Source organism: Burkholderia sp. Bp8992 (genome assembly GCF_003853705.1).
Taxonomy (GTDB): Bacteria; Pseudomonadota; Gammaproteobacteria; order Burkholderiales; family Burkholderiaceae; genus Burkholderia.
This window is the reverse complement of the sequence record NZ_QTQI01000023.1, coordinates 1-22,945: the sequence shown is the minus strand read 5'-3', so window position 1 is coordinate 22,945 and position 22,945 is coordinate 1. Positions and strand designations below refer to the sequence as shown.

Below are 22,945 nucleotides of genomic sequence, written 5' to 3'. Positions count from 1 at the left end.
CCTGGATGAACCCGAGGACATCGCCATGCTGTCATTCATTGTCGACGTATTGATCCGCACCGCCGACCTGATGCTGGTGTCGGTCGGTCTGTCGACGCTCTATTCGCTGATCCGCTTTCCCAACATCGCGCATGTCCAGTACGCGATGCTCGGCGCATTCGCGACGCTCTGGCTGGAGCGCGCGGGGCTGCCGTTCGCGCTCGCGACGGCCGTGTCCTGCGTGCTGATCGGCACCGCCGCGACGCTGCTGAACCTGTTCGTGTTCGCGAGGCTCTTGCGTTCGGGCAGCGCGGTGGCGATGATCGGCTCGCTCGCGATCTCGATGCTCGCGGTCGCGCTGGTGCTCGGCATCGCCGGCTCGCGGCCGCAGCAGTATGCGCAGGACGTGCATCCGCCGCTGTCGATCGCCGGCGTCGCGCTGTCCGTGCCGCAACTGGGCTCGATCGCGTGCGGCGCGGGCGCGCTCGCCCTGTTCGCGGCGCTGCTGTACCGCACCGGCCTCGGGCGGGCGATGCGGGCGCTCGCGTCGAATCGCGCGCTGGCGCTCGCGACCGGCATCGACGCGACGCGCGTGACCAACGTGATCACGTTCGCGAGCGGCGTGCTGGCGGCGCTCGGCGGCACGATGCTCGGCGCCACCGAGAGCGTGCATGTGAATCTCGGCTACGGGCTGCTGATTCCGGTGTTCTCCGCGGCGATCCTGGGCGGTCTCGGCAATCCGCTCGGCGCCGCGGCGGGCGCGCTTCTGATCGCCGTCGCCGAAACCGTCGCGTTGAACGTCGATTTCGGTGCGCTCGTCGATCGGCCGATGCAATTCTTTCCGGTCGAGTATGTCGGCGCAGTGTCGTTCGCGATCCTGCTCGTCGCGCTGATCTTCCGGCCCTACGGAATCTTCGATCGGGAGGTGCGGCGTGTCTAGCTTCGTCATCCATCTGCTGACCATCGGCTGCCTGTACGCGACGATGGCGCTCGGGCTGAACCTGCAGGCCGGCTATGCGGGGCTCGTCAATTTCGGCTTCATTGCGTTCGCCGGGCTCGGCGCGTACGCGGCCGGCATCGCGTCGCAGCTCGGCTGGCCGCTGTTTTCGGCGCTGGCGCTCGCGCTGGTCGCGGCGGGCGCGCTGGCGCTCGTCGTCGCGCGGCTGGGACGGCAGCTCTCCACCGACTACTGGGGGATCGCGACGCTCGCGATCGCCGAGATCCTGCGCACGATCGCGCTCAACGAAAGCTGGCTCACCGGCGGCGCGCAAGGCATCGGCGGCATCGCGCCGCTGTTCCCCGGGCTGCGGGCGCCGTGGGACGATCTCGCCTTTCTCGCGGTCACGGCCGGCTGCCTCGCGCTCACCTACGCGACGTACCGGCGCCTGACCGCAAGCCGCTTCGGCCGGGCGCTGAAGGTGATGCGCGAAGAACCCGCGCTTGCGGTCTGCTTCGGCTACGATCCGCTCGCGCTGAAAGCGCGTGCATGCATTGCCGGTGCGCTCCCCGCCGCGCTCGCCGGGGCGCTCGCCACCTGGTACATCGGTTATGTCGGGCCGGACGCGATGATCGCGTCCGAGACCTTCGCGCTCTGGACCGTCGTGATGGTCGGCGGCCTCGGCAGCCACGCGGGCGTGCTGGTGGGCACGCTGATCGTGCAGGCCGTCTACGCGCTGGCGCCGTTTCTCAAGGACTGGCTCGCGGTCGGCAGCGACCTGACCGGCGCGGTGCGGCTCGGCCTGGTTGGCCTGATGCTGCTCGCGTGCGTGCTCTGGCGCCCGCATGGGCTCGTGCCGGAGCGCCTGGAGGTGCGGCCATGAGCGCGCTGCTCGATCTCGACGGCGTGACGATCCGCTACGGCGAGAACGTCGTCCTGTCCGGCGTCACGCTGTCGGTCGACGGCGGCGAGATCGTCGGCCTGCTCGGCCCGAACGGCTCGGGCAAGAGCACCGCGCTCAACGCGATCACCGGCTTCGCGCCGCTCGCGGCGGGCGCCATCCGCTTCGACGGTCAGCGGATCGACGCGCTGTCGCCGCACCGGATCGCCCGGCTGGGCGTGCGCCGCACGTTCCAGTTGCCGTCGATGCCAGCGCGCATGTCGGTGCTCGAACTCGCGATGGCGGCTTCGTCCGCGCGCCACGGAATCGGTGCCGCACTCTGGCGCGGCCGTGCGACGCGCGCGCTCGATGCCGCTACCCGTGCGCGCGCCGTCGCGCTGCTGGACGAGCTGAAGCTGTCCGGCGTCGCGCACCTGGCCGCCGCGTCGATCTCCGGCGGCCAGAAGAAGCTGCTGGGCATTGCGTGCGCGATGATGACCGAGCCCAAGCTGCTGTTGCTCGACGAGCCGACCGCCGGCGTGCACCCGAACCTGCGCGGCGAATTGATCGACGAGCTGCGGCGGATTCGCGAACAGGGCGTCACGCTGGTCGTCATCGAGCACGACATGCATTTCATCCGCGAGCTATGCGACCGCTGCGTCGTACTGGACCGCGGCGTGGCGATCGCGAACTGCCGTCCGACGGAACTGGAACGCAACCGTCGCGTACTCGATGCCTATCTCGGCCGCGCGCATGCCGCCCGTCGTCCACTGGAGGCCTCATGATCGACGTGCGCGAACTCGTCGCCGGCTACACGCCCGAAGTCGACATCCTGCATGGCGTGTCGCTCACGGTCGGCGCCATCGACATCGTGACGATCCTCGGCCCGAACGGCTGCGGAAAATCGACGCTGCTGAAGTCGATCGCGGGCTTCCTCCTGCCTCGTGCGGGCAGCGTGACGATCCAGGGCGCCGACGTGGCGCGCGTGCCGGTCCATCGGAAGATCCGCGAATACGGCATCGGCTTCGTGCCGCAGACCGACAACGTGTTCGCGTCGCTGACCGTGCGGGAAAACCTGATGCTCGGCGGCCAGTCGATGTCCGCATTTCCGCGCGAAGCGCGGATCGACGAGCTGTGCGAGCAGTATCCCGTCCTGCGGCGTCGCTACCGGTCGCCGGCAGGCGCGTTGTCCGGCGGCGAGCGGCAGATCGTGTCGCTCGCGCGTGCGCTGATGCCGCGCCCGGTGTTGTTGCTGCTCGACGAGCCGTCGGCGGGCCTGTCGCCGAAGATGGTCGACGAGGTGTTCGACGCGATTGTCCGGATGCGCGACACCGAGCATATCGGCGTGCTGATGGTCGAGCAGAATGCGATCGAGGCGCTGCGCATCGCAGACCGAGGCATCGTGCTGACGATGGGCCGCGTCGCGCTCGAAGGGCCTGCTGCCGAGTTGCTCGACAGCGACGAGATGCGGCGCCTGTACCTCGGCGGGCGGGCCGCATGAACGGCGGGAGCGCCACGCCGGCCACCGGCGCGTACGCATCCGCGGCCGCGCGCCCCGTGCTCGTGATGGTCGCGCTCGCGTGCGGTTTCGTGATGGCCATGCTCGACGTGACGATCGTCAACGTCGCGCTGAAGGCCATGGAAACCAGCCTGTCGATGTCGCTGACCGCGCTGGTGTGGGTCGTCGATGCCTACACGCTCAGCTTCGCCGCGCTGCTGCTGCTCGGCGGCGCGCTCGCGAACCGCTACGGGTCGAAAGCCGTCTACGTCGCCGGGCTCGCGCTGTTCGTCGGCGCGTCGGTGCTGTGCGCGGCCGCGCAGTCCAGCGGCGCACTCGTCGCGGCGCGCCTCGCACAGGGCGTCGGCGCGGCGCTCTTCATGCCGAGTTCGCTGAGCCTGCTCACGCTCGCGTTCCCGCCGGGGCCGACGCGCACGCGGATGATCGGCATCTGGGGCGCGCTGGTGTCGGCCGCGATGGCGCTCGGCCCCTGCGTCGGCGGCGTGCTGGTCGAGGCGATCGGCTGGCGCGGCATCTTCTGGGTGAACCTGCCGGTCGGTGCCGCCGGCCTGTGGCTCACGTACCGGCATATCGCGCGGGCGCCGCGTCATCCCGGCCCGTTGAACGCGCTCGGTCATCTGTTCGGGGCGCTGGCGCTCGCCGCGCTGAGCTTCACGCTGATCGAAGGGCCCAGCGCCGGCTGGCGCTCGCCGTCCATCATCGCCGGTGTGATCGTGACTTTGGCCGCGACCGCGGCATTCGCATTACGGGAGCGCTACGCGAACTCGCGGATCCTGTCACCGGCGCTGCTCGCGAACCGGCGTTTCGTCGCGGGCAGCACGCTGGGCCTCGCGATCAACTTCGGAATCCTCGCCGAAATCTTTTTGTTGAGCCTCTATTTGCAGAACGTCCGCGGCGCGAGCGCACTCGTCGCCGGATTCGAGCTGTTTCCACTGATGGCGATGTTCGGCATCGGCAATCTCGCGTCCGCGAAGGTCAGCGCCCGACTCGGCACGCGCCGCACGCTGCTCATCGGGCTCGCGCTCGCCGCACTCGGCAGCATGACGCTCGTCGGCGTCGCGGCGATGCCGTATCCGCTGCTGGCCATCGCGGTCGGCGTCGCCAACTTCGGCGCCGGCCAGGCCATTCCGGCGATGAACCTCGTCGTGATGCAGTCGGCCGATGCGGCGGACGCGAACCTCGCCGCCGCGTCGCTGAACGCGAGCAGGCAGATCGGCTCGCTCGTGGGCATCGCGATCGCATCGGTGATCCTGCACGTGATCGACGACCCGGACCGAGCGACGGCTGTCGGCTTCGCAGTGATCGCCGCGCTGTACGCGCTCGGCTTCGCGGTCGTATTTCGTGCGATTCACGCCGGGGGCGCCGAGCAGCCGTAGCCGGGCGCGCACGGATCTCGGCCGCAGCCGGCGCGATCGACGCATTCGTTGCATTCCGAATATCACGCACGCATTTTTCCTCTTGAAGCGAGGGACCTCATGCAAACAGCGATTGGCCGTAAAGGACTGATTCTGGCGGGCGGCTCGGGCACCCGGCTCCATCCGCTCACGCATTCGGTATCGAAGCAGTTGATGCCGGTGTACGACAAACCGATGATCTATTACCCGCTCAGCACGATCATGCTGTCGGGTATCCGCGACGTGCTGATCATCTCGACGCCGCGCGATCTCGACGCCTTCCATCAACTGCTCGGCGACGGCAGCCAGTGGGGCATGAACTTTTCGTATGCGGCGCAGCCAAGCCCCGACGGTCTTGCCCAGGCATTCGTGATCGGCGCGCCGTTCATCGGCCACGACGCGGCGACGCTCGTGCTCGGCGACAACATCTATCACGGGCCCGCGCTGTCGTCGCTGCTGCAACAAGCCGCCGCACGGACCGCCGGCGCGACCGTGTTCGGCTATTACGTGCGCGATCCGGAGCGCTACGGCGTCGTGTCGTTCGACGCGCACGGCCGCGCGATCGACCTCGAGGAGAAGCCGCGCGAGCCGAAGTCGCACTATGCGGTCACCGGCCTCTATTTCTACGACAACGACGTCGTCGAACTGGCAAAGGCCGTGCGACCGTCCGCGCGCGGCGAACTGGAAATCACCGACCTGAACCTCGCGTATCTTGCGCGCGGCGCGCTGAATGTCGAGATACTCGGGCGCGGCTACGCATGGCTCGACACCGGCACGCACGAATCGCTGCTCGACGCGGCCAATTTCATCCAGGTGATGCAGGCGCGGCAGGGCCTGCAAATCGCGTGTCCCGAGGAAATCGCGTACCGGCTCGGCTGGATCGATGCGGAGCAGCTCGAAACGCTCGCTCACAAGCTCGCAAAAAGCGGGTACGGCCGCTATCTGCTCGACCTGCTGAGCAAGGAGGTCGCCGCATGACACGCGTGATCGAAACGCCGCTGCCCGGCGTGCTGATGATCGAGCCCGCCGTGTTCGGCGACGCACGCGGCTTTTTCGTCGAAAGCTTCCGGGAAAGCTGGCTGCGCGACGCGGGTGTCGACGCAAGCTTCGTCCAGGACAACCAGTCGCGCTCGCGTCGCGGCGTGCTGCGCGGGCTGCACTACCAGCGGGTGAATCCGCAAGGCAAGCTGGTCCACGCGGCGCGCGGCGCGGTCTACGACGTCGCCGTCGACATCCGGCGCGGTTCGCCGTCCTTCGGCCGCTGGTTCGGCGCGCAGCTCGACGACGTATCGCACCGGATGCTATGGATTCCGCCCGGCTTCGCACACGGCTTTTGCGTGTTGTCCGACGAGGCCGACTTTGCGTACAAGTGCACGCAGTACTACGATCCCGATTCGGACGCGGGCATGCGCTGGGACGATCCGGCGATCGGCATCGACTGGCCCGATCCCGGCGCGCCGTATCAGTTGTCGGACAAGGATCGGCGGCAGCCTCCGCTCGCCGAACTGGCCGCCGACGCGCCGGCGATGCTGCCGGCATACGGGAGTGCGCGATGACGATCGTCGTGACCGGCGCACTCGGCCAGGTGGGGCGAGAACTCGTGCTGCGCGCGGGCGGGCAGCCGCTCGTCGGGCTGTCGCGTGCGGCGCTGGACATCGCCGATGCCGACGCGGTGCACCGCGCGCTTGACGAACACCGCGCCACGCTCGTGATCAATGCTGCGGGATGGACCGCCGTCGACCGCGCGGAAACCGAGCCCGATGCCGCATGGCAGGCGAACCGCGACGGTCCGGCCGTGCTGGCCGACGCATGCACCGCGACCGGCATTCCGTTGATCCATCTGTCGACCGACTATGTGTTCGACGGCCGCATGCCGGGCGCGTATGCGGAAACCGCCGCCGTCGCGCCGCTCGGCGTATACGGCCAGAGCAAGCTCGCCGGCGAGGAAGCGGTGCGCGCGCGATTGCCCGACCGTCATCTGATCCTGCGCGTCGCATGGGTATTCGGCGCGCACGGCAGCAATTTCGTGCGAACCATGCTGCGGGTCGGGCGCGAGCGCGACGTCGTCGGCGTCGTCGCCGATCAGTACGGCGGCCCGACGCATGCCGGTGCGATCGCCGATGCGCTGCTGACGATCGCGGCGCGATACCGGGCCGGTGAGACGCTGCGCTGGGGCACCTTTCACCTGTGCGGCACGCCGGTGACGACGTGGCACGGCTTCGCGGAGACGATCTTCACCGAGGCGCGGCGCACCGGCCTCATCGATCGCGTACCGTTCGTCCGGCCGATCCGGACCGACGCCTATCCGTTGCCAGCGCCGCGGCCGGCGAATTCCGCGCTCGACTGCAGCCGCCTGCGAGAACACTTCGGCATCGCATCGCCGTCGTGGCTCGCCGGCCTCACCGAAGTGCTTGCCACCTGGAACCGAACCTTATGAGCTATCGACCGAAACACGTGCTGGTGACGGGCGGTGCCGGCTTCATCGGCGCCAATTTCGTTCGTCATCTGCTCGAAAGCGATCCGCAGGTCAGCGTCACCACGCTCGATCTGCTGACCTATGCGGGCAGCCTCGACAATCTCGGCGACGACCTGCCGGGCGCCGATCGTCATCGCTTCGTCCTCGGCGACATCTGCGACCGACCGCTCGTCGAGTCGCTGCTGCGCGACCATGCGATCGACACCGTCGTCCATTTCGCGGCCGAAAGCCACGTCGACCGCTCGATCGACGGCCCCGGCGAATTCGTCCGCACGAACGTGCTCGGCACCTGGACGCTGCTCGATGCGTGCCGCCAGATCTGGTTGAACGATCAAAAACTCGGCACGGCCGACGCCCACGCGCGCCGCCGCTTTCACCATATCGGCACCGACGAGGTGTTCGGCTCGCTGGCCCCCGACGACCCGCCCTTTTCCGAAACGACGCCTTATGCGCCGAATTCTCCGTACTCGGCCACCAAGGCAAGCTCGGACCATCTCGCGCGAGCCTATTTCCATACGTACGGATTGCCCGTCACCACGACGAACTGCTCGAACAATTACGGGCCGCGCCAGCACGGCGAGAAATTCATTCCGACCGTGATCCGTCATTGCATCGACGGCACCGACATCCCCGTGTACGGCGACGGCGCGAACGTGCGCGACTGGCTGTACGTCGACGACCATTGCCGCGCGATCGACGCGGTCATCCGGCGCGGGACGGTCGGCGAGACCTACAACGTCGGCGGCTGCAACGAATGGCGCAATGTCGACATCGTCGCGCTGATCTGTACGCTGCTCGACGAGCGGCGGCCCGAACACGCGCCGCATGCGCGCCTCGTCCGGTTCGTCACCGATCGCCCCGGTCACGACCGACGGTATGCGATCGATGCGGGGAAGCTCGACCGCGAACTGCAATGGCGGCCGGCGGAGAGTTTCGAAACGGGAATCGTGAAGACACTGGACTGGTATGTGTGACGTCCGGCCGGCAGCACGACCGTCATGAAACCGTGGACCGAATCGAGCGCGCGGGCTCGCGGCCCGCTGCGCTCATTCCCGGATGCGGATGCTGCCGGCAACGAACCGCCCGGTTCAGTCGATTCCCTTCAACGCATCCAGCCCGTCCGGCAGCGTCGCATCCGGAAACTGCGTCGACAGCGTGGTGTCCCGCCACCGCGCGGCCTCTTCCGCGCGCTGCCGCTCCGCCTGCTCGCAGACGAACAGCGCATCGCCGCCGAGCAGCAGGCGCAGCGGCACGTCGTCGCGGCGCGACAGGTCGACGATCAGCGCCGCGATTCGCGCGGGATCGCCGATCTCGTGGCCGCCATACATGCCGAGCAGGTCGAGGATCTTCCCGACCGACGGCTGGTAGTCGGGCAGCAGGTCGTCGATCCCGCGCTTCGCCTGCGCGGCCCATTCGGTGCGCATTCCGCCCGGTTCGAGCGTGCACACGCGCACGCCGAACGGCGCGGCTTCCTTCGCGAGCACGTCGCTGAATCCGCCGACCGCCCACTTCGCCGCCTGATACGCGGACAATCCGGGCGTCGAGGTGCGCCCGCCGACCGACGACACCTGGAAGATGTGCCCCGCGCGCTGCGCGCGCATCGCCGGCAGCACCGCGCGCGTCAGGTTGACCACGCCGAACAGATTCGTCTCGATCTGGTCGCGGAAGGCGTCGGCGCTCGTCTGCTCGAACGGCGCCGTGTGGCCGTAACCCGCGTTGTTCACCAGCACGTCGATGCGTCCGAACGCGGCGCGTGCCGCCGCGACGGCCCGCGCCGCCGCCGCTTCGTCGGTGACGTCGAGCTCGACCGGCAGCAACCGGTCGCCGTACCGTTCGGCCAGATCGGCCAGTCGCGCAGGATCGCGCGCCCCGGCCACCAGCCGGTCGCCCGCCGCCAGCACCGCTTCCGAAATCGCTCGCCCCAGGCCGCGTGCGGCCCCTGTTACCAACCAGACTTTCGACATTTTCCACTCCTTGATCGTGGTGAAACGATGAAAATGAATGATTACTCACTCATTAATATGGGCGACGCATCGATCCTTCGTGACCAGCATCGCCCTGCCTGAAACAGCCTGCCTGTCGTTGCGGCACGCACCGCCACGACGCCAGTTCCCGACTCACACCGCGTGCAACACGGCCCACAACGCACGAAACCCCGCTTCTCGGTAGGCATCGGCCCGCGCCGGATCGCGTGCGATCGACTCCATCGCGGTTTCCGCGATCGACGTGAACAACGCCGCGCAGAACGCATGCGCTTCGTCGCGGCTCAACGCGCCCGACGCGGCGACCTGCTCGCGCAGCAGCGTGCCGATCGCGCCGAAGCCCTCCGAGCCGGCGGCCCGATGCGCGTCGTCGATGCGACCGCTCACGCCGAGCTGCTGCAGCGCGCGCCGGCCGTCCGGATTCGCGACGCCCCACGACACATAGCCGTTCCACGCATGCCGCACCGCCTGCTCGGCCGGCGCGTGTTCCGGAAACCCGGTCATCATCGCTTCGCGCATGTCGGCCTTCAGGCTCACGTACAGCGCGTTGAACAACGCATCCTTGGTCTCGAAATAGGTGAACACCGTGCCTTCCGCCACACCGGCAAGCCGCGCGATGCGCGCGGTCGTCGCGGTCGCGCCGTCCTCGGCGAGCGCGCGCGCGGCCGCGGCGAGAATGGCTTCGTGCTTGTCGGGACTGCGCGGTCGGGCCACGTTCGGTTCCTTTAATGAGTGAGCGCTCAATCATAATCAACACATCATCGGGAACGCAAGCCCTGTTACATCCGGGGGAACGCATACGCAATCCATCAAAACGGTGCACTATTAGCGTTTTGCCGTACCGGCGCCGGCCATCCGGCGCCCGATGCCTCGACGTTCGTTTCACGTTCACCGTTTCAAACCGCGAACCTCCCATGACGAATCAGCCTTCCCAGACCGCGGCCGACCGGCCCGTCGACATGATCATTTTCGGCGGCGGCGGCGACCTTGCCGCCCGCAAGCTGTTGCCCGCGCTGTACATGGCGCACCTGCACTGCAATCTTCCGCCCGAGACGCGCATCATCGCCGTCGGCCGCCGCGACTGGGGCATCGACGGCTATCGCAAGTTCATGGACGAGCAGTCGCGCCCGTTCATCGACGAGAAGGCGTTCGACGCCGACGCGTGGAGCCGCTTCCTCGACCTGTTCAAGTACGTGCTGATCGACGTGAACGCACCGGACGACTACCTGCGGCTCGCCGAAGCGGCGCGCGGCGATGCGATCCGCGTGTTCTACCTGTCGACGTCGCCCGAGCTGTTCACGACGATCTGCGACAACCTGTCGGCCGCGCACCTCGTCGACGCACGCTCGCGCGTCGTCCTCGAAAAGCCGCTGGGTCACGATCTCGCGTCCGCGAAGGCGATCAACAATGCGGTCGGCAAGCACTTCGAGGAATCGCAGATCTATCGGATCGACCACTATCTCGGCAAGGAAACCGTGCAGAACCTGATGGTCCTGCGCTTCGGCAACCCGATCTTCGGGCCGCTGTGGCAGGCGCCGAACATCCGCAGCGTGCAGATCACGGTCGCGGAGACGGTCGGCGTCGGCAGCCGCGCGGGTTTCTACGACCATACCGGCGCGCTGCGCGACATGGTGCAGAACCACCTGCTGCAACTGCTGTGCATCGTCGCGATGGAGCCGCCCGTGTCGCTCGACCCGGACGCCGTGCGCGACGAGAAGCTGAAGGTGCTGCGCTCGCTGCGGCCGATGTCGCTGTCGGACGTCGCACGCGACACGGTGCGCGGCCAGTACACGGCCGGCGCGGTCGACGGCCAGCCGGTCAAGGGCTATCTCGAGGAAGACAACGTGCCGGCCGACAGCCGCGCGGAAACCTTCGTCGCGCTGCGCGCGCACATCAACAACTGGCGCTGGGCCAACGTGCCGTTCTTCCTGCGTACGGGCAAGCGGCTGCAGCGCCGCCAGTCGGAAATCGTGATCGAGTTCGCGGACATGCCGTTCTCGATCATCCCGACCGGCCCGCGCAATTACGGCAACCGCCTCGTGATCCAGCTCCAGCCGGAAGAGTCGATCCAGCTGCAGATGCTCGCGAAGGAGCCGGGCAGCGGGATGAACATGGTGCCGGTCAACCTGAACCTCGACCTGCAGCAGGCGATTCCGGAGCGGCGCGCGGAAGCGTACGAACGGCTGCTGATCGACGTGATCCGCGGCCGCCTCACGCACTTCATGCGTCGCGACGAGCTCGAAGCCGCTTGGACGTGGGTCGAGCCGATCCTCGAAGGCTGGAAGCAGCTCGGCGACCGGCCGCGCCTGTACACGGCCGGCACGTTCGGGCCCGCCGCTTCGTCGGCGCTGCTCGCGCGCGACGGGATGTCCTGGGCCGAAGAGGCGTAACCGCAGCACGACGGCGTGCCGCCCGCGCGGCACGCCCGCTCCCGAAGGGCAGCGCCGCCTGCCCGGCGCCGCTACCGCGGCTCCATCCACGCGGCCTTGCGCCGCGCCGGCGCATCGCCGCTGCCGCCGCCCAGCACCTCGATCAGGTAGTCGACGAACGACGCGATCCGCGACGAGATCGCGGTATTGCGGTAGTACACCGCATGGATCGGCTGCTCGACCTCGAGCGTCTGGCGCGCGAGCACCTGCACGAGGCGCCCCGCTTCGCGATCCTGCGCGGTCATGAAATCCGACAGGCAGACGACGCCCACGCCCTCCAGCGCAAGCTGCCGCAGCGTCTCGCCGCTCGACGAGCAGACGTCCGGCTCGATCCGGCACGCTTCGCCGTCGGTGCCGAGGATCGGCCACACGTTCAGCGATTCGGGCTGCGTGAAGCCGAGCAGCGCGTGCTTGTCGAGATCCTCGACCTTGCGCGGCTGGCCGTGCGCTTCGAGATACGCGGGGCTCGCGAGGATGCGCAGCCGGCTGTTGCCGATGCGCCGGCTGTGCAGCGTCGAATCCTTCAGCCGGCCGATCCGGATCGCGACGTCGGTGCGCCGCTCCAGCAGGTCGATGATGCCCTCGTTGCTGTTCAGCTCCAGCTCGACCTTCGGGAAGCGTTCGCGATAGCCGCGCACGAGCGGCACGATCACGTGGAGCATGAACGGCGTCGCGGCGTCGACGCGCAGGCGCCCCGACGGCATCTCGCGCCGCGCGAGCATCTGCTCCTCCGCGTTCTCGACCGATTCGATGATCGCGCGCGCATCCTGCAGGAACGCACGCCCCTCCTCGGTCAATTCGAGCCGGCGCGTGGTCCGGCGCAGCAGCGTGGTCTTCAGCTTCTCCTCGAGCCGCGCGAGCGTGCGGCTGGTTGCCGACACGGTGAGGTCGAGCTGCTGGGCGGCAGCGGTGATCGAACCGGTGTCGACCACGGCCGCAAAGGCCTGGAGTTCGTCGAGCGTGATCTTCATTGTTGATTTGAAATCAAAACAATTTGGTTTATAGCCCAGTTTTTCCGCAAAAGTAAAGGCGGCACACTGCGATCCATCCTTACTGGAACCCGGATCCCACCATGCCACTCGCCCTGCTTGCGCTGACCATCAGCGCCTTTGCCATCGGCACCACCGAATTCGTGATCGTCGGGCTGATCCCGACGATCGGCGCCGATCTCGGCGTCAGCCTGCCGTCGGCCGGCCTGCTCGTCAGCCTCTATGCACTGAGCGTCGCCATCGGCGCGCCGCTGCTCACCGCGCTCACCGGCCGCGTGCCGCGCAAGACGCTGCTCGCCGGCCTGATGGCGCTCTTCACCGTCGGCAATCTCGTCGCCTGGCAGGCGCCGAGCTACGAATCGCTGATCGTCGCGCGCATCCTCACCGGCCTCGCGCACGGCGTGTTCTTCTCGGTCGGCTCGATCATCGCGACGACGCTCGTGCCGAAGGAGAAGGCCGCCAGCGCGATCGCGACGATGTTCAGCGGCATGACCGTCGCATTCGTCGCCGGCATTCCGCTCGGCACCTTCATCGGCCAGCACTTCGGCTGGCGCGCGACGTTCCTGATCGTTGCGCTGTTCGGCCTCGTCGCGTTCCTCGGCGCCGTCGCCTTCGTGCCGCGCGGGCTGCCGCAGACGCCGCCGGCGCCGCTCGCCCGCCAGCTGCGCGTGCTCGCCCAGCCGCGCCTGCTGCTCGTCTTCGCGATGACGGCCGTCGGCTACGGCGGTTCGCTGATCGCGTTCACGTACATGGCGCCGCTGCTCGAACAGATCGCCGGCTTCACGCCGTCGCAGGTCAGCCTCGTGCTCGTCGGCTACGGCGTGTCGGTCGCGTTCGGCAACGTGTGGGGCGGCAAGCTCGCGGATGCTGTAGGCCCCGTGAAGGCGCTCAAGCGGATCTTCCTGCTGCTAGCAATCGTGCTGCTCGCGCTGACCTTCACGATCCACGTGAAATGGCTCGCAGTGCTGACGATGCTCGCCTGGGGTGCGGTCGCGTTCGGCAACGTGCCGGGGCTGCAGGTCTACGTCGTCAAGCAGGCGCGCCACTTCGCGCCGGACGCCACCGACGTCGCATCGGGCTTCAACATCGCCGCCTTCAACCTCGGCGTGGCCGGCGGCTCGTCGCTCGGCGGCCTGATCGTCGCGAACGTCGGCCTCGGCCACACGCCGTGGATCGCCGCCGTCGTCACGCTCGGCGCCTTCGCGCTCACCGCGCTGAGCGGCCGGCTCGACCGCCGCCACGGGCTGCCGGAACGCACGGCCGAACCCGTCGAACTCGCCCATTGAACGTCACTTTTTTGCAGGAGCGCCTCCGCATGAACGCATCGACCCAACGTCCGCCGTTCGCCGGCAAGACTTTCGAAGTCCGTTACGACGGCCTCACCGCGCTCAACGCGTACGACGAGGACGGCCGCCGCATGCGCTACGAGATCACCGAAGGCCCGTACGCGGGCGCGAAGGGTGAAGTCGAATACACGTGGCAGCCGATCGCCGGCGAGACCTACGCGATCTCGTGGCAGGAAGCCGACCGCGCGACGGTCGTGCACATCGACGATTTCGCCGCCGGCACGTCGCGCTCGTTCTTCACCGCGTCGTCGCTCGATTTCCACCGCCTCGAAGGCAGCCTGCGCGCGGTCTGAACGGAGCCCGACATGTCCACTTCACTCGACACACTCGCCGACGGCGGCTTCAGCGTCGGCATCGAACTGCCGCTCGACAACGACTGGTCGCCGGCCGGCGACGCGAAGCGCCAGCACCAGGGCCGCCGCCCCGGCGTGCCCGACCTGGAGATCCATGCGGAGCTCGCGCAACTGGCCGACACGCTCGGCTTCCGCGCGCTCTGGGTGCGCGACGTGCCGCTGTACGACCCGTCGTTCGGCGACGCCGCGCAGGTGTTCGAGACGTTCTCGTATCTCGGCTACCTCGCGGGGATCACGAACGACATCCTGCTCGGCACGGCCGCCGTCGTGCTGCCGCTGCGCGAGCCGCTGCTGACGCTGAAATCGGCCGCGACGATCCAGGAGCTGAGCGGCGGGCGCCTGATGCTCGGCGTCGCGAGCGGCGACCGGCCGGTCGAATATCCGCTGTTCGGCCGCGATTTCGCGTCGCGCGGCGCGAATTTCCGCGACCAGGTCGCGCTGCTGCGCGACGGCGCGCGCGGCCACCTGCCGCCCGGACTGGAAGTGCTGCCGGCCGCCCGTTCGCCGGTGCCGCTGCTCGTCGCGGGTCTCGCGCAGCAGACGCCTGCGTGGATCGGCGAGCACATGGACGGCTGCCTCGCGTATCCGGGCACGCCGGCCGACCATGCGCAGCGCGCCGCGAACTGGCGCGCGGTGGCCGGCGACAAGCCGTACGTGAGCTTCATCCACCTCGACCTCGCGGAAGATCCGCACGAGCCGCTGCAGCGGCACCGCTTCGGCGCGCGCGCGGGGCGCATCGCGCTGACGGAAGAACTCGCGGCGATGCGCGACGCGGGCGTGCGGCACATCGGCCTGCATTTCCGCCGCAACCGCCGCCCGCTCGACGAGACGATGGCCGAGATCGCGTCGGACGTGCTGCCCGCGTTCCATCCGAAGACGAACGCGCAAACGCATGCCGCATAAGGCCGGCAACAGTCTCCTGCAGGCCCGGGGCACGACCTATATTTGACTTCAAATCAAATATTTTTGACCTCTAAAGGCGTTTATCTCATCAGTCTCAAGCACCAGAATGACTCCCATACCGCAACCGTTCCATCCTTCCCAGGAGCACATGATGAGCAAGATTCCCGCATTCGGCCTCGGCACTTTCCGCCTGCAAGGCCAGGTGGTCATCGACTCGGTCCGCAACGGCCTCGAAGTCGGCTACCGCGCGATCGACACCGCGCAGATCTACGGCAACGAAGCCGAAGTCGGCGAGGCGATCGCCGCATCGGGCGTGCGCCGTGAAGACCTGTTCCTGACCACGAAGATCTGGGTCGACAACTACGCACCGGAAAAGCTGGTCGCGAGCCTTGAAGAAAGCCTGCGCAAGCTGCGCACCGACCATGTCGACCTGACGCTGATCCACTGGCCGGCCCCGGACAACGGCGTGTCGATCCAGGCGTTCATGACCGCACTCGCCGACGCGAAGGCGAAGGGCCTGACGCGCCAGATCGGCATCTCGAACTTCAACATCGAACTGACGAAGGAAGCGATCGCGGCCGTCGGCAAGGATGCGATCGCGACGAACCAGATCGAACTGAGCCCGTACCTGCAGAACCGCAAGCTCGTCGAGTTCCTGAACGCCGAAGGCATCCACGTGACGTCGTACATGACGCTCGCGTACGGCAAGGTGCTCGGCGACCCGGTCATCGGCGCGATCGCGCAGCGTCACGACGCGACGCCCGCGCAAGTCGCACTCGCCTGGGCGCTGCAGCTCGGCTACTCCGTGATCCCGTCGTCGACGAAGCGCGAGAACCTCGCGAGCAACCTGCTCGCGCAGACGCTGCGCCTGACCGACGACGACATGGCGCAGATCGCCGCGCTCGAGCGCAACGGCCGCGAAGTCGACCCGGCCGGCCTCGCGCCGAAGTGGGACTAGGGCCTGTTCCCGCTAATAACGGGCTTGCGCTGGCCCCCAGAAGGGCCGAGCGCAAGGATTGCGACGAAGCGAATACTCGACGTATTCGTGAGGAGTATGACGCGGCGATCGGCCCTTCTGGGGGCCAGCCCCACGAATGAATTTTTCCAAACAGGGGAACGTGCCTTGCCGGCCGCATTGCGGCGTCGCGCGTCGCTTGTTTGGCTCGGCCAAACGGCGCTCCTTGCTTCTTGCACTGCAGCCGGCAAGGCACGTTCGCAAGCCCGTTATTAGCGGGAACAGGCCCTAGCACCGCGCCCTCGTTCGACAAGACCCGCCCGCGGCCAGCCGGCCGCGGCACTCACAGGACACCACCATGACCCAGGACCCGCTTTTCCAACCGCTGCGACTCGGCGCACTGACGCTGCCGAACCGCATCGTGATGCCGCCGATGACGCGTTCGCGCGCCAGCCAGCCCGGCGACGAAGCCAACGAACTGATGGCCGCGTATTACGCGCAGCGCGCGAGTGCGGGCCTGATCGTCAGCGAAGGCACCTACATCGCGCCGCTCGGCAAGGGCTACGCGTGGACGCCCGGCATCCACACGCCGTCGCAGGTCGCCGGCTGGCGCAAGGTGACGGACGCCGTGCATGCCGCGCACGGCCGCATCTTCGCGCAGCTGTGGCATGTCGGCCGGTTGAGCCACACGAGCCTGCTCGGCGGCGCGCAGCCCGTATCGTCGTCGCCGCTCCAGGCGAAGGGCGTGAACGTGTTCGTCGCCGGCGAGGACGGCAGCACGCCGGGCTTCGTGCAGGCGTCCGAACCGCGCGCGCTGTCGGTCGACGAGATCCGCGAGATCGTCGGCCAGTACCGCACAGCCGCCCGCCATGCGATCGAGGCCGGCTTCGACGGCGTCGAGCTGCACGGCGCGAACGGCTACCTCGTGAACCAGTTCATCGATTCGAACGCGAACACGCGCACCGACCAATACGGCGGCTCGCTGGAGAACCGGCTGCGCTTCCTGCGCGAAGTCGCGCAAGCGCTGATCGAAGGCACCGGCGACGCATCGCGCGTCGGCATCCGCCTCGCGCCGCTGACCACGCTGAACGGCTGCGTCGACGACGATCCGGAAACGACCTATCTCGCGGCCGCGAAGCTGCTCGGCGAACTCGGCGTCGGCTACCTGCACATCGCGGAAGCCGACTGGGACGATGCGCCGCTGATGCCGGTCGCCTTCAAGCAGCAATTGCGCGCCGCGTTCCCCGGCGTGCTGATCTATGCCGGCGCGTATACCGCCGAGCGCGCCCGTGAAGCGATCGCCGCCGGCTGGGCCGACCTCGTCGCCTTCGGCCGCCCGTTCGTCGCGAACCCCGACCTGCCCGAGCGGCTGCGCACCGGCGCCACGCTCGCGCCGCACGACCGCAACACGCTGTTCGGCGGCGGTGCCCACGGCCTGACCGACTACCCGACGCTCGCGGAAGCCGCGGCGTAACGATCGACAGGAGTCTGGAATGAAAGCAACGCTCGCCCGGCTCGCACTCGCCGCGATCCTGCCGTTCGCGGCCGCGCAGGCGGCCCATGCGACCCCGTCCGCGGCGGCGGCCGACTGGTATCCGTCCGTCTATGGCGCCGATGACGAAATCGGCGCGGCCAACCTGCTGACGCCCGACGTCATCAGGCGCGCGGTCGGCCTCGTGAAGGCCGGCAAGACCTATCCGCTGGCCGTGCCGGTGGACAAGAACCTGCCGGCGTTCCGCCACCGCAGCTTCCGGCTGTACAACGTGCAGGTCGGCCAGCAGGCCGGCAAGAGCCTCGGCCCGAACAAGTTCACGTTCAACGACGAACTCGTCAACGCGTGGACCGGCGTCGGCACGCAGCTCAACGGCATCGGCCACATCGGCATCGACAACGTGTACTACAACGGCAACCGGGCGGCCGATTTCGTGACCGTCGACGGCGTGAAGAAGCTCGGCGTCGAGAAGGTGCCGCCGATCGTCACGCGCGGCGTCGTGCTCGACATGACCGCCTACTACGGCAAGCCGATCGTGCCGGGCGGCACCGAGTTCACGGTCGCCGACATCCAGGCCGTGCTGAAGCGGCAGGGGCTGACGCTGCGCAAGGGCGACGTCGTGCTGTTCAACACCGGCTGGCTGGAGCTGATCGGCAAGGACGACAAGCAGTTCCTCGAAGTCGAGCCCGGCATCGGCATGGAAGCCGCGAAGTGGCTGGCCGACCAGGGGATCGTCGCGTTCGGCGGCGACACGTGGGCGTCGGAGGTCTATCCGAATCCGCACACGCAGGACGAATTCCCGATCAACCAGTACATGCTCGCGAAGCGCGGCATCTACAACCTGGAACTGATCGACAGCCGCGCGCTGGTGCGCGACAAGGCGTGGGAATTCCTGTTCGTGCTCGGCCAGCCGCTGTACGTCGGCTCCACGCAGGTCAACATCAACCCGGTCGCGATCCGCTGATCGCATGTCCGCCCCCCGACAATCGCGGCCGCTATCGCCGCGATTGTCATTTCCGGGTTGCGGCCCACGCAATCGGCGTCTAGTGTTGACAGGATCGACTCCACACGACCGTCACCCGACCTGAAAGGACGCCGCGCCATGCCAAGCCGCTCCCCGACACGCGACATGCTGCTGGCCCTCGCGGCCGGCCTTTCCTGCGCGGCATTCACCGCGCCCGCGCATGCCGACGACGCTGCCGGTCTCGCGCCGCCCGAGCCGGCCACGCCGGTGCTGTCGACCAGCGCGAGCGGCTTGCAGGTCTACACGTGCGAATACGATGCCGAACACCGGCTCGCATGGACATTCCAGCATCCCGAAGCGCTGCTGTTCGATGCCGGCGGCACGCTCGTCGTCCGGCACGGCACGGGACCGTCGTGGGAAGCGCTCGACGGCAGCCGCATTACCGGCAAGAAGCTCGCGGAAACGCCGAGCGCAAGCCCGGCCAGCATTCCGCAACTGCTGCTCGCGGCAACTCCGGCCGCAACAGGCACGCTCGCCGGCGTGCGCTTCGTGCAGCGGCTCGACACGGCGGGCGGCACGCCGCCGGCCGCGGCGTGCACGACCGAGCATGCGGTCGGCCGCTTTCCGTACTTCGCGCGATACGTGTTCCTGAAGTGACACGCGCGGCTTCACACGTACCGCGCATCGTCCCGGTGCCTTCCGTCACGCTTCCATTCAATCAGTTTTCCTATCTTTCATGCATGGAAAAGCGAAACGATCGCCGCCTTCGTTTCGCGCGGCTCAGCGTATCCGCATCGACAACTCGACGTCGCCGCCGAACGGCACCGACAGATAGCCGTTTTCCGGTGCGCGCACGTAAGCGAGGTACTCGGGGCTGTATTCCGCGTTGTCGGCCACCACGAACGCCCCCGCCCCGAGACGCGGCTCGACCAGCGCGAGGATTTCCGGATACAGCGCCTTCGCACCGTCGAGCAGCAACAGGTCGACCGCATCCGGAAGATCGGCGGCCAGCGTGCGCAGCGCATCGCCTTCGCGAATCTCCACGAGATCGGCGAGCCCGGCCGCAGTCAGGTTGGCCTGCGCGCGCGCGACCTTCGACGGCTCGAATTCGCTCGTGATCAGCCGGCCGCCGCCGTTGTCGCGCAACGCAGCCGCGAGATGCAGCGTCGAGATGCCGAACGACGTGCCGAATTCGACGATCGCCCGCACGCCGCTGCTGCGCGCGAGCATGTACAGCAGCGTGCCCGTCTCGCGCGACACGGGAAGCGGAAAGTCCTTCAGGCGCGCATACAGATCGGCGTAGTCCGTCTTGCTGCGCATCAGCCGCGCTTGCTCGTCGCGCGACACGCCGGCGAAGGCCGGGCTCGTCGCGGGCGACGACGCCTCGGCTTCGTCGAACAGGCGCGCGAGCAGCGACGCCAGCGGGTCGTGAATCAGGGTGGTCATGCGGATCTCCGGTGTCAGGTTGAGTGCGTCAGTGCGCCCGACTAGAATATGACGAACTATTCAGGTTTTACTATTCGCATTGGCAAACCACCCATGACCGACCGCCGCAACGCCCCGATCGCCACGCGCAGGCTGCCTCGGCAGGCGCGCTCGGCCCGTCTCGTCGAAGATGTGCTCGAGGCCGCTATTCAGGTTTTGGCCGCCGAAGGCGCGCAGCGTTTCACGATGGCGCGCGTCGCCGAGCGCGCCGGCGTGAGCGTCGGCTCGCTGTACCAGTACTTCCCGAACAAGGCGTCCGTGCTGTTCCGGCTGCAGCACGACGAATGGCGGCAGACGTCCGACATGCTGTGCGCAATACTGCAGGACACGCAGAAGACGCCGCCCGAGCGGCTGCGCGCGGCCGTCCATGCGTTCATCCGTTCGGAATGCGACGAGGCGGGCATGCGCATCGCACTCGACGACGCCGCGCCGCTCTATCGCGACGCCCCCGAGGCGCAGGAAGTGCGGGCCGAGGGCAACCGGGTCTTCAATGCGTTCATGCGCGAAGCGCTGCCCGGCGTGCCCGACGCCACGCATGCGCTCGCCTGCGAGCTGATCAAGACGACGCTCACGTCGGGCGGCAAGACGTTTTCCGAAACCGCGCGCACGCCGGCGGAAATCGATGCCTATTCGACCGCGATGGCCGACATGTTCTGCACGTACCTCGCGCATCTCACCCGCGCTTGACGCGACGAGGGCCGGAACGCACGCGAGCGCAAGCCGCGCGCGGCACCGGTATCATCCGGGTGCCGCGGGCGCACGGCCGCGCATCGCGTCGCACGCCGCCGTTTTCATGCGGGCGCGCAGCCCCAATGAAAGATATTCGCAAGACTCGATGCCGCACCCGCTTCCACCCTGCCCGCCGACCCCGCATTCAAATAGTCGCCTTAACGGATTCGAACTAGGCGTATACACGCGTGTCGTCGCAACAAAGCCCCGTTGCACGCCGATATAAGCGCTGCGACATGCGCTGCATGCTCTTCCCCCGATGGGACGTGATGGGCGGCTCGCCTAACCTTCGCTACGGCAAAGCACACGTGACGGGGTCGACCACACCACGCGTCGTCCGACGCGACACCCTCGCGATCGTTTCGATTCGCACGTAACGACACGCATCACGCGTCACTCGTCCCCACGACGTTGCCGACAAATCCCAACTAGATACGAGACACCCTGACGACGGTTCGCTACGGACCGTTTCAGCATGCTGATAAAGGAGCAAGCTCATGAGTGATACCCCGGTGCAGCCGACGGTCGACGTCGGCTCGGCAGAAACGGACTTTGGCACCCAGGGAGTCATCGACCGGTACTTCGGCATTTCGTCGCGCGGCAGCACGCAGCGCACGGAGATCGTCGCCGGCGTCACCACCTTCCTCGCGATGGTCTATTCCGTGTTCGTCGTGCCCGGCATGTTCGGCAAGGCCGGCTTCGACACGAGCGCCGTGTTCGTCGCGGTCTGCCTCACGACCGCATTCGGCTCGCTGCTGATGGGCCTGTGGGCGAAACTGCCGATCGCGATCGGCTGCGCGATCTCGCTGACCGCGTTCACCGCGTTCGGCCTCGTGCTCGGCAAGGGCCTGCAACCGGCGGTCGCGCTCGGCGCCGTGTTCCTGATGGGCCTCGTGTTCACGGGCATCTCGGTCACCGGCGTGCGTTCGTGGATCCTGCGCAACCTGCCCGCGGGCGTCGCGCACGGCACGGGCATCGGCATCGGCCTGTTCCTGCTGCTGATCGCGTCGAACGACGTCGGCCTCGTGGTCAAGAACCCGGGCGCCGGCCTGCCGGTCTCGCTCGGGCAGATCACCGCGCTCCCGGTCATCATGTCGATCGTCGGCCTCGCCGCGATCTTCGGCCTCGAGAAGCGTCGCGTGCCGGGCGGCATCCTGCTCGTCGTGATCGCGATCTCGATCTTCGGCCTGGTCTTCGATCCGGCCGTGAAGTACCACGGCATCTTCGCGCTGCCGTCGCTGAGCGCACCGGGCCATGCCTCGCTGATCGGCGCGATGGACATCAAGGGCGCGCTCTCGATGGCCGTGCTGCCGAGCGTGCTGGCACTGGTGATGACCGCCGTGTTCGACGCGACCGGGACCATCCGCGCAGTCGCCGGGCAAGCCGGCCAGCTCGACGAGAACGGCCGCATCATCAACGGCGGCCGCGCGCTGACCGCCGATTCGCTCAGCTCGATCTTCTCCGGTTTCCTCGGCGGCGCGCCGGCGGCGGCCTACATCGAGTCGAGCGTCGGCGTGGCCGCCGGCGCGAAGACGGGCCTCGCGGCTGCCGTCGTCGGCCTGCTGTTCCTCGTCGTGATGTTCTTCTCGCCGCTCGCGGGCCTCGTGCCGTCGTACGCCACCGCACCGGCGCTGATGTACGTCGGCCTGCTGATGCTCGGCAGCGTGAGCAAGCTGCACATGGACGACATGGTCGACGCGATGTCGGGCCTCGTGTGCGCGGTGTTCATCGTGCTGACCGCGAACATCGTGACGGGCATCATGCTCGGCTTCTCGACGCTCGTGATCGGCCGCATCGCCAGCGGCGAATTCCGCAAGCTCAACGTCGGCACCGTGCTCATCGCGGCCGTGCTCGTCACCTTCTATCTCGGCGGCTGGGCGATCTGACCGCGACACATGCGCGACGTCGCCTGCAGAAGGGCGGCGCGCATCGGGACGACGACGTCTCCTCCACCATCATCGTTGATGGTCTCCAGGCCTGGGAACGCGAGTTTCCAGGCTTTTTTTAGGTTCATCGCGGATTACCGGGGAACGCGGCACGGATTTTGAGGAAGAAGTATTCCTCGTCGCGGTACCCGTAAGCCCGACGCTTGATGACCTTGATGGTGTTGTTGATGCCCTCGACGACACTGGT

General features: G+C 67.9%; 24 protein-coding genes. 19 read left to right on the top strand and 5 right to left on the bottom strand.

The window, feature by feature from the left end:
• Window positions 1-25 precede the first annotated feature (25 nt).
• The 9 genes from DIE03_RS28070 to rfbB all read left to right on the top strand — a co-directional run bounded on the left by DIE03_RS28070 (window position 26) and on the right by rfbB (window position 8,159).
• Window positions 26-919 carry a branched-chain amino acid ABC transporter permease gene (locus tag DIE03_RS28070; protein ID WP_124455510.1) on the top strand — a complete coding sequence of 298 codons (894 nt, stop codon included), beginning with the start codon at window positions 26-28 and terminating at the stop codon, window positions 917-919.
• Window positions 912-1,799 (top strand): branched-chain amino acid ABC transporter permease, encoded by an 888-nt coding sequence (locus tag DIE03_RS28065; protein WP_124455509.1) that lies wholly within the window; start codon window positions 912-914, stop codon window positions 1,797-1,799. The genes DIE03_RS28070 and DIE03_RS28065 overlap by 8 nt, the downstream gene beginning before the upstream one ends.
• The gene (locus tag DIE03_RS28060; protein ID WP_124455508.1) at window positions 1,796-2,581 is read left to right on the top strand and encodes an ABC transporter ATP-binding protein; all 786 of its coding nucleotides are present in this window, start codon (window positions 1,796-1,798) and stop codon (window positions 2,579-2,581) included. Before DIE03_RS28065 ends, DIE03_RS28060 begins: the two co-directional genes overlap by 4 nt.
• Window positions 2,578-3,297 (top strand): ABC transporter ATP-binding protein, encoded by a 720-nt coding sequence (locus DIE03_RS28055; RefSeq protein ID WP_124455507.1) that lies wholly within the window; start codon window positions 2,578-2,580, stop codon window positions 3,295-3,297. The genes DIE03_RS28060 and DIE03_RS28055 overlap by 4 nt, the downstream gene beginning before the upstream one ends.
• The gene (locus tag DIE03_RS28050) at window positions 3,294-4,691 is read left to right on the top strand and encodes an MFS transporter (protein ID WP_124455506.1); all 1,398 of its coding nucleotides are present in this window, start codon (window positions 3,294-3,296) and stop codon (window positions 4,689-4,691) included. Before DIE03_RS28055 ends, DIE03_RS28050 begins: the two co-directional genes overlap by 4 nt.
• Before the next feature lie 99 nt (window positions 4,692-4,790).
• Entirely contained in the window at window positions 4,791-5,687 is an 897-nt protein-coding gene (gene rfbA / locus DIE03_RS28045) for a glucose-1-phosphate thymidylyltransferase RfbA (protein ID WP_124455505.1), read from the top strand.
• Window positions 5,684-6,265, top strand: a complete 582-nt coding sequence (gene rfbC, locus DIE03_RS28040; RefSeq protein ID WP_124455504.1) for a dTDP-4-dehydrorhamnose 3,5-epimerase — start codon at window positions 5,684-5,686, stop codon at window positions 6,263-6,265. Before rfbA ends, rfbC begins: the two co-directional genes overlap by 4 nt.
• Complete coding sequence (gene rfbD / locus DIE03_RS28035; RefSeq protein WP_124455503.1) at window positions 6,262-7,146, top strand: dTDP-4-dehydrorhamnose reductase; 885 nt, start codon at window positions 6,262-6,264, stop codon at window positions 7,144-7,146. Before rfbC ends, rfbD begins: the two co-directional genes overlap by 4 nt.
• Window positions 7,143-8,159 (top strand): dTDP-glucose 4,6-dehydratase, encoded by a 1,017-nt coding sequence (rfbB, locus tag DIE03_RS28030; RefSeq protein ID WP_124455502.1) that lies wholly within the window; start codon window positions 7,143-7,145, stop codon window positions 8,157-8,159. The genes rfbD and rfbB overlap by 4 nt, the downstream gene beginning before the upstream one ends.
• Window positions 8,160-8,273: 114 nt before the next feature.
• Here the strand turns inward: rfbB and DIE03_RS28025 are convergent, their stop codons facing one another.
• Together DIE03_RS28025 and DIE03_RS28020 are read right to left on the bottom strand one after the other, a co-directional pair.
• The gene (locus DIE03_RS28025) at window positions 8,274-9,149 is read right to left on the bottom strand and encodes an SDR family NAD(P)-dependent oxidoreductase (RefSeq protein ID WP_124455501.1); all 876 of its coding nucleotides are present in this window, start codon (window positions 9,147-9,149) and stop codon (window positions 8,274-8,276) included.
• A gap of 153 nt (window positions 9,150-9,302) precedes the next feature.
• Window positions 9,303-9,881 carry a TetR/AcrR family transcriptional regulator gene (locus DIE03_RS28020; RefSeq protein ID WP_124455500.1) on the bottom strand — a complete coding sequence of 193 codons (579 nt, stop codon included), beginning with the start codon at window positions 9,879-9,881 and terminating at the stop codon, window positions 9,303-9,305.
• 200 nt (window positions 9,882-10,081) lie between these two features.
• Between DIE03_RS28020 and zwf the strand changes: the two genes are divergently transcribed.
• Window positions 10,082-11,557: a glucose-6-phosphate dehydrogenase gene (zwf, locus tag DIE03_RS28015; protein ID WP_124455499.1), complete on the top strand. Its 1,476-nt coding sequence runs from the start codon at window positions 10,082-10,084 to the stop codon at window positions 11,555-11,557.
• 71 nt (window positions 11,558-11,628) lie between these two features.
• On the opposite strand, the gene DIE03_RS28010 is transcribed toward zwf, so the two are convergent.
• Window positions 11,629-12,567, bottom strand: a complete 939-nt coding sequence (locus DIE03_RS28010; protein ID WP_124455498.1) for a LysR family transcriptional regulator — start codon at window positions 12,565-12,567, stop codon at window positions 11,629-11,631.
• Window positions 12,568-12,668: 101 nt separating this feature from the next.
• Between DIE03_RS28010 and DIE03_RS28005 the strand changes: the two genes are divergently transcribed.
• From DIE03_RS28005 to DIE03_RS27975, 7 genes are all read left to right on the top strand, one after another.
• The gene (locus DIE03_RS28005) at window positions 12,669-13,871 is read left to right on the top strand and encodes an MFS transporter (RefSeq protein ID WP_124455497.1); all 1,203 of its coding nucleotides are present in this window, start codon (window positions 12,669-12,671) and stop codon (window positions 13,869-13,871) included.
• Window positions 13,872-13,900: 29 nt separating this feature from the next.
• Window positions 13,901-14,224, top strand: coding sequence for a MoaF-related domain-containing protein (locus DIE03_RS28000; RefSeq protein WP_124455496.1), 324 nt, complete (start codon window positions 13,901-13,903; stop codon window positions 14,222-14,224).
• A gap of 12 nt (window positions 14,225-14,236) precedes the next feature.
• Window positions 14,237-15,187, top strand: coding sequence for an LLM class oxidoreductase (locus DIE03_RS27995; RefSeq protein WP_124455495.1), 951 nt, complete (start codon window positions 14,237-14,239; stop codon window positions 15,185-15,187).
• A gap of 151 nt (window positions 15,188-15,338) precedes the next feature.
• On the top strand, window positions 15,339-16,145 hold the full coding sequence (gene dkgB, locus DIE03_RS27990) for a 2,5-didehydrogluconate reductase DkgB (RefSeq protein ID WP_124455494.1): 807 nt from the start codon (window positions 15,339-15,341) through the stop codon (window positions 16,143-16,145).
• Window positions 16,146-16,500: 355 nt separating this feature from the next.
• A complete protein-coding gene (locus DIE03_RS27985) occupies window positions 16,501-17,616 on the top strand; it encodes an alkene reductase (protein ID WP_124455493.1) in 1,116 nt (371 codons plus the stop codon).
• A 19-nt stretch (window positions 17,617-17,635) separates the two neighbouring features.
• Window positions 17,636-18,598, top strand: a complete 963-nt coding sequence (locus DIE03_RS27980; RefSeq protein WP_124455492.1) for a cyclase family protein — start codon at window positions 17,636-17,638, stop codon at window positions 18,596-18,598.
• Between the two features lie 138 nt (window positions 18,599-18,736).
• The gene (locus DIE03_RS27975; RefSeq protein ID WP_124455491.1) at window positions 18,737-19,255 is read left to right on the top strand and encodes a DUF3455 domain-containing protein; all 519 of its coding nucleotides are present in this window, start codon (window positions 18,737-18,739) and stop codon (window positions 19,253-19,255) included.
• Between the two features lie 123 nt (window positions 19,256-19,378).
• Here the strand turns inward: DIE03_RS27975 and DIE03_RS27970 are convergent, their stop codons facing one another.
• Window positions 19,379-20,044, bottom strand: coding sequence for an O-methyltransferase (locus tag DIE03_RS27970; protein ID WP_124455490.1), 666 nt, complete (start codon window positions 20,042-20,044; stop codon window positions 19,379-19,381).
• A 48-nt stretch (window positions 20,045-20,092) separates the two neighbouring features.
• On the opposite strand from DIE03_RS27970, the gene DIE03_RS27965 reads away from it, so the two are divergent.
• Both DIE03_RS27965 and DIE03_RS27960 read left to right on the top strand, forming a co-directional pair.
• Complete coding sequence (locus tag DIE03_RS27965) at window positions 20,093-20,770, top strand: TetR family transcriptional regulator (protein ID WP_124455489.1); 678 nt, start codon at window positions 20,093-20,095, stop codon at window positions 20,768-20,770.
• Between the two features lie 539 nt (window positions 20,771-21,309).
• Window positions 21,310-22,698, top strand: coding sequence for an NCS2 family permease (locus DIE03_RS27960; RefSeq protein WP_124455488.1), 1,389 nt, complete (start codon window positions 21,310-21,312; stop codon window positions 22,696-22,698).
• A 124-nt stretch (window positions 22,699-22,822) separates the two neighbouring features.
• Here DIE03_RS27960 and DIE03_RS27955 read toward each other — a convergent pair.
• Window positions 22,823-22,945 (bottom strand): transposase (locus tag DIE03_RS27955; RefSeq protein WP_143329487.1); only part of this gene is annotated, 123 nt, incomplete at its 5' end.

Bases quoted from the DNA above. Each gene is read 5' to 3' on its own strand.
- DIE03_RS28070 (WP_124455510.1), top strand. From the start codon at position 26: ATGCTGTCATTCATTGTCGACGTATTGATCCGCACCGCCGACCTGATG.
- DIE03_RS28060 (WP_124455508.1), top strand. From the start codon at position 1,796: ATGAGCGCGCTGCTCGATCTCGACGGCGTGACGATCCGCTACGGCGAG.
- DIE03_RS28055 (WP_124455507.1), top strand. From the start codon at position 2,578: ATGATCGACGTGCGCGAACTCGTCGCCGGCTACACGCCCGAAGTCGAC.
- DIE03_RS28050 (WP_124455506.1), top strand. From the start codon at position 3,294: ATGAACGGCGGGAGCGCCACGCCGGCCACCGGCGCGTACGCATCCGCG.
- rfbA (WP_124455505.1), top strand. From the start codon at position 4,791: ATGCAAACAGCGATTGGCCGTAAAGGACTGATTCTGGCGGGCGGCTCG.
- rfbC (WP_124455504.1), top strand. From the start codon at position 5,684: ATGACACGCGTGATCGAAACGCCGCTGCCCGGCGTGCTGATGATCGAG.
- rfbD (WP_124455503.1), top strand. From the start codon at position 6,262: ATGACGATCGTCGTGACCGGCGCACTCGGCCAGGTGGGGCGAGAACTC.
- rfbB (WP_124455502.1), top strand. From the start codon at position 7,143: ATGAGCTATCGACCGAAACACGTGCTGGTGACGGGCGGTGCCGGCTTC.
- DIE03_RS28025 (WP_124455501.1), bottom strand. From the start codon at position 9,149: ATGTCGAAAGTCTGGTTGGTAACAGGGGCCGCACGCGGCCTGGGGCGA.
- zwf (WP_124455499.1), top strand. From the start codon at position 10,082: ATGACGAATCAGCCTTCCCAGACCGCGGCCGACCGGCCCGTCGACATG.
- DIE03_RS28010 (WP_124455498.1), bottom strand. From the start codon at position 12,567: ATGAAGATCACGCTCGACGAACTCCAGGCCTTTGCGGCCGTGGTCGAC.
- DIE03_RS28005 (WP_124455497.1), top strand. From the start codon at position 12,669: ATGCCACTCGCCCTGCTTGCGCTGACCATCAGCGCCTTTGCCATCGGC.
- DIE03_RS28000 (WP_124455496.1), top strand. From the start codon at position 13,901: ATGAACGCATCGACCCAACGTCCGCCGTTCGCCGGCAAGACTTTCGAA.
- DIE03_RS27995 (WP_124455495.1), top strand. From the start codon at position 14,237: ATGTCCACTTCACTCGACACACTCGCCGACGGCGGCTTCAGCGTCGGC.
- dkgB (WP_124455494.1), top strand. From the start codon at position 15,339: ATGAGCAAGATTCCCGCATTCGGCCTCGGCACTTTCCGCCTGCAAGGC.
- DIE03_RS27985 (WP_124455493.1), top strand. From the start codon at position 16,501: ATGACCCAGGACCCGCTTTTCCAACCGCTGCGACTCGGCGCACTGACG.
- DIE03_RS27980 (WP_124455492.1), top strand. From the start codon at position 17,636: ATGAAAGCAACGCTCGCCCGGCTCGCACTCGCCGCGATCCTGCCGTTC.
- DIE03_RS27975 (WP_124455491.1), top strand. From the start codon at position 18,737: ATGCCAAGCCGCTCCCCGACACGCGACATGCTGCTGGCCCTCGCGGCC.
- DIE03_RS27970 (WP_124455490.1), bottom strand. From the start codon at position 20,044: ATGACCACCCTGATTCACGACCCGCTGGCGTCGCTGCTCGCGCGCCTG.
- DIE03_RS27965 (WP_124455489.1), top strand. From the start codon at position 20,093: ATGACGAACTATTCAGGTTTTACTATTCGCATTGGCAAACCACCCATG.
- DIE03_RS27960 (WP_124455488.1), top strand. From the start codon at position 21,310: ATGAGTGATACCCCGGTGCAGCCGACGGTCGACGTCGGCTCGGCAGAA.